Here is a 3,960-nt window from a genome sequence, read left to right on the forward strand (position 1 = left end):
ACATCGACCCGGTCGCCGTCAAGGTCGCCGCCGCCAATGCCCGCCTCAACCATGTCAAGGCGCTGGTCGAAACCGTGACCGCGCCGGGCTTCCACCACCCGATCTTCGGCAGGCGCGCGCCCTTCGATCTCATCGTCGCCAACATATTGGCGCGGCCTTTGATGCGGCTGGCGCCGGAGATGGCGAAGCACATCAGGCTCGGCGGCTCGCTCGTGCTGTCCGGCATTCTCGATCGCCAGCGCGATGCCGTGGTCTCGGCCTATGTCGGCCAGAGCTTCCGCCACGTTCGCACCCTGCACCGCGAGGGCTGGGTGACGATCCATCTCAAGCGCTGAAACTGGACCAATCCGTCCCTCCGGAAATCGATTCCGGTTTTCGGGGCCATACGCTACGGTCGCGTCGACAGAGGAGGCCCATCATGTTCCAGACCTTCGACTCGGCGGGCGATCCGTCTGTCGGCAAGCCGCGCGTGGCGCTGCTGCGGCAATGGCTGGCTGAGAACAAGCTCGATGGTTTCATTGTTCCCCGCGCGGACGAGCACCAGGGCGAGTATGTGGCCGACCGCTCGGCGCGGCTGAAATGGCTGACCGGCTTCAGCGGCTCGGCCGGCGTCGCCATCGTCCTTAGCGACCGCGCCTTCGTCTTCGTCGACGGGCGCTACACGCTGCAGGTGCGCAACGAAGTCGATCTCGACATCTTCGCCATCGAGAGCCTCATCGACAACCCGCCTGCCACCTGGATCAAGGACAATCTCGGCAAGGGTGCACGCTTGGGCTTCGACCCATGGCTGCACACGCTGAGCGAAGTCAAGGCCCTGAAGGCCTCGGCCGAGCAGTCCGGCGCGACCCTGGTGCCGCTCGACCAGAATCCCATCGACATCATCTGGAAAGACCAGCCCGAGCCGCCCGTGGCGCCGGTCGAAATCCATCCGATCGGTTTCGCCGGCGAACTGGCCAAGGATAAGCTGGCGCGGCTGGCGGCAGCGATCGACAAGGACGGCGCGACCCATGCGGTGCTCACCGACCCGTCCTCGATAGCCTGGGTCTTCAACATCCGCGGCGGCGACGTGCCGCACACGCCGCTGGCGCTGGGCTTCGCGATCCTTGCCGCCGACGGCAAGCACCAGCTCTTCATGGATCAGCGCAAATTCCCGCGCATGGTCGCCGCCTATCTCACCCAGCTTGCCGACCTGCACGAGCCCGGCGAATTCGAAGCCGCCGTTGTCGCGCTGGCCAAGGGCGGCGCCAGGATCGCGCTCGACCCTGTTCTGGCGGCCGAAAGGCTGAGAATGCTGGTCGAGGACAATGGCGGTTCGGTGGTTTCAGCGCCCGATCCGGCCCGCATCCCCCGCGCCACCAAGAACCAGGCCGAGATCAACGGCAGCCGCGCCGCGCACCGCCGCGACGGCGCGGCGGTGGCCAAGCTGCTCTGCTGGCTCGACCGACAACAGCCGGGCACGCTGGACGAGATCGCCGTGGTCACCAGGCTCGAGGAAACCCGCCGGCAGACCGGCGAGGAAACCCAGATGCCGCTGCGCGACGTTTCCTTCGACACCATTTCCGGCGCCGGCTCGAACGGCGCCATCATGCACTACCGTGTCTCCCGCGCCACCAGTCGCAAGCTCGCCGACGGCGAACTGTTCCTGCTCGATTCCGGCGGCCAGTATCAGGACGGTACCACCGACATCACCCGCACCGTGCCGGTCGGCCAACCCACCGAGGAGATGCGCGAGCGCTTCACCCTGGTGCTGAAGGGCATGATCGGCATTTCCATGCTGCGCTTTCCCGCCGGCACGCGCGGCTCGGAGATCGACGCCGTGGCGCGCGTGGCGCTGTGGAGGCACGGCTGCGACTTCGCCCACGGCACCGGCCATGGCGTCGGCTCCTACCTTGCCGTCCATGAAGGCCCGCAACGCATCGCCCGCACCGGCACCGAGAAGCTGCTCGCCGGCATGATGCTCTCCAACGAGCCTGGCTACTACAAGGAAGGCGCCTACGGCATCCGCATCGAGAACCTCGTGCTGGTCACGGCCGCCGAGCAGGTAGAAGGCGGCGACATCGCAATGCACGGCTTCGAGACGCTGACGCTGGCGCCGATCGACAAGCGCCTAGTTCGCACCGATCTGCTGACGCGCGACGAGTTGCATTGGCTCGACACCTATCACGCCCGCGTGTTGGCCGAGATCGGCCCGATGCTCGACGGCGAGACGCTGGCGTGGCTGGAGAAGGCCACCGCGCCGCTGCCGCACGACGCCAAGATCTGAATCCAACAACTTGGAAGGTCAGCGCTGCCCCTCATCCGCCTGCCGGCACCTTCTCCCCGTATAGTGACGGGGAGAAGGGGCTGACTGTGACGTCGGCGCTATCTTGCAACGTCAGCGATTGGCGAAACCATCGATGAGGGCGTCTTTCTCCCCGTCACTATACGGGGAGAAATGCCCGGCAGGGCAATGAAGGGCGGCACCGACGCGCACAACGAAATTGAACCGGCAGTCAGCTCGGACCAGAAACTTACTCTGCGAACTGCCTGGCCAGTATCAGCACGGCGGCACCGGCCAAAAACATCGACATCAACCCGCCGCGCAGCGACACGGCCGCGGCGACGATCAGCGCCGCCCATTCCGCGGGACCGGCGCCAAGCGCCGCCGGCGCCACCAGCGTGGTCAGCACCGCCGCCGGCACGGCGTTCAAGCCAGCCTCGACGCGCGGATGGACGTTGTCGAAGCGCGAGATGACCAGGTGCCCGCCGACGCGGGTGAGATAGGTGGCGACAGCACCAGCGATGATGATCCAGAAGGTGGTGCTCATGGCCGTTCCCCCACGCCGCTGTGATGCGGCGGCAATATGACGGCGAGCAGCACGCCGGCGACGGCGCCGATGGAAACGTGCCAGGGCGAGCCCACCGTCTTGTAGGCGATGGTGGAGGCAACGGCGCTCGCCACGACCACAGGCAGCCACAGCGGCCGCTTGCGGAAGCCCATGACGAGGCCGAGGAAATAGATCGGCAGCAGGAAGTCGATGCCCAGCGCATGCGTGTCGGGAATGAGCTTGCCGAACACCGCGCCAAGCGCGCTTTCGACCACCCAGAACACATAGACCGGCAGGCCGAGCCCGAGATACCAGGCAAAGCCGACGGTCTCGCCGGATTGCGCCCTCGCCTCCGACACGGCGTATTGCGGATCGGTCATGATGAAGAAGCCGAGCGCCTGCTGCACCACCGGCCAGTGCGCGATGCGCCGGCCAAGGCCGGCGGAATAAAGCACGTGGCGGAAATTCACGGCGAAGATCGACAGCACGATCAGCCACGGCGCGACATGCTGGCCGAACAGTTCGATGCCGACCATCTGGCTGGCGCCGCCGAAGATCAGGGCGCTCATCAGGAAGGCCTCAAGGACCGAGAAACCATTGTCGACGGCGATTGCCCCGAACAGCAGCGCGAATGGCGCCGAAGCGACCACGACCGGCATCGAGAGCCGAACGCCGTCCCAGAAATCGCTCTTCGCACTGCTTTCGGAAATCGCTTCCGCCGACATGGATCGCTCCCTTTGACGGCCTGATGTAGGGAGCGTCGCCTTCCTTGTCACACCAATTCGCTTGAGCCGAACGATCAGCGGAAATGATCGCCGTCAGGATTTATGCGATATCATGCATTCACTTTCCGGAATGTTGCCAATCCCCTTTGTCTCAATCGAGAGATCAGGGCGAGGGAAGCTTCCGACAACGACAAAACCGGCCTTCTCACAAGCCGCGACACATCGCGTGACATTAAGTGGAGGATTCTTGCTTCGTCCGGACATGCTGACGCCATACGTGCCGCTTGAGCACGAGGCATCCTTGCCGTCTGTGTCCCGGTGTAGGTAAACGACATCAAAAGTTTCGCCAACGATGCAGCCGGCGGGGCCGAATAGTGCTGCTGTCAGAACGGCATATCGACCGAAGATCACAATGGCTCCGTAAATAC

The 3,960-nt window shown here is 64.9% G+C and carries 5 protein-coding genes; 2 read left to right on the plus strand and 3 right to left on the minus strand.

The window, feature by feature from the left end; translation table 11 throughout:
- Together EN780_RS29025 and EN780_RS29030 are read left to right on the plus strand one after the other, a co-directional pair.
- Positions 1-335 (plus strand): 50S ribosomal protein L11 methyltransferase (locus EN780_RS29025; RefSeq protein WP_189556820.1); only part of this gene is annotated, 335 nt, incomplete at its 5' end.
- Positions 336-418: 83 nt separating this feature from the next.
- On the plus strand, positions 419-2,263 hold the full coding sequence (locus tag EN780_RS29030) for an aminopeptidase P family protein (RefSeq protein ID WP_128276004.1): 1,845 nt from the start codon (positions 419-421) through the stop codon (positions 2,261-2,263).
- A gap of 247 nt (positions 2,264-2,510) precedes the next feature.
- Here the strand turns inward: EN780_RS29030 and EN780_RS29040 are convergent, their stop codons facing one another.
- The 3 genes from EN780_RS29040 to EN780_RS39790 all read right to left on the minus strand — a co-directional run.
- Complete coding sequence (locus tag EN780_RS29040; RefSeq protein WP_128276005.1) at positions 2,511-2,807, minus strand: AzlD family protein; 297 nt, start codon at positions 2,805-2,807, stop codon at positions 2,511-2,513.
- The gene (locus tag EN780_RS29045; protein WP_127286621.1) at positions 2,804-3,532 is read right to left on the minus strand and encodes an AzlC family ABC transporter permease; all 729 of its coding nucleotides are present in this window, start codon (positions 3,530-3,532) and stop codon (positions 2,804-2,806) included. The genes EN780_RS29040 and EN780_RS29045 overlap by 4 nt, the downstream gene beginning before the upstream one ends.
- Positions 3,533-3,625: 93 nt before the next feature.
- A partial coding sequence (locus EN780_RS39790; protein WP_210215059.1) for a hypothetical protein occupies positions 3,626-3,960 on the minus strand: 335 nt, incomplete at its 5' end.

Origin of the sequence: Mesorhizobium sp. M4B.F.Ca.ET.089.01.1.1 (assembly GCF_004022605.1) — a bacterium.
Taxonomy (GTDB): domain Bacteria; phylum Pseudomonadota; class Alphaproteobacteria; order Rhizobiales; family Rhizobiaceae; genus Mesorhizobium; species Mesorhizobium abyssinicae.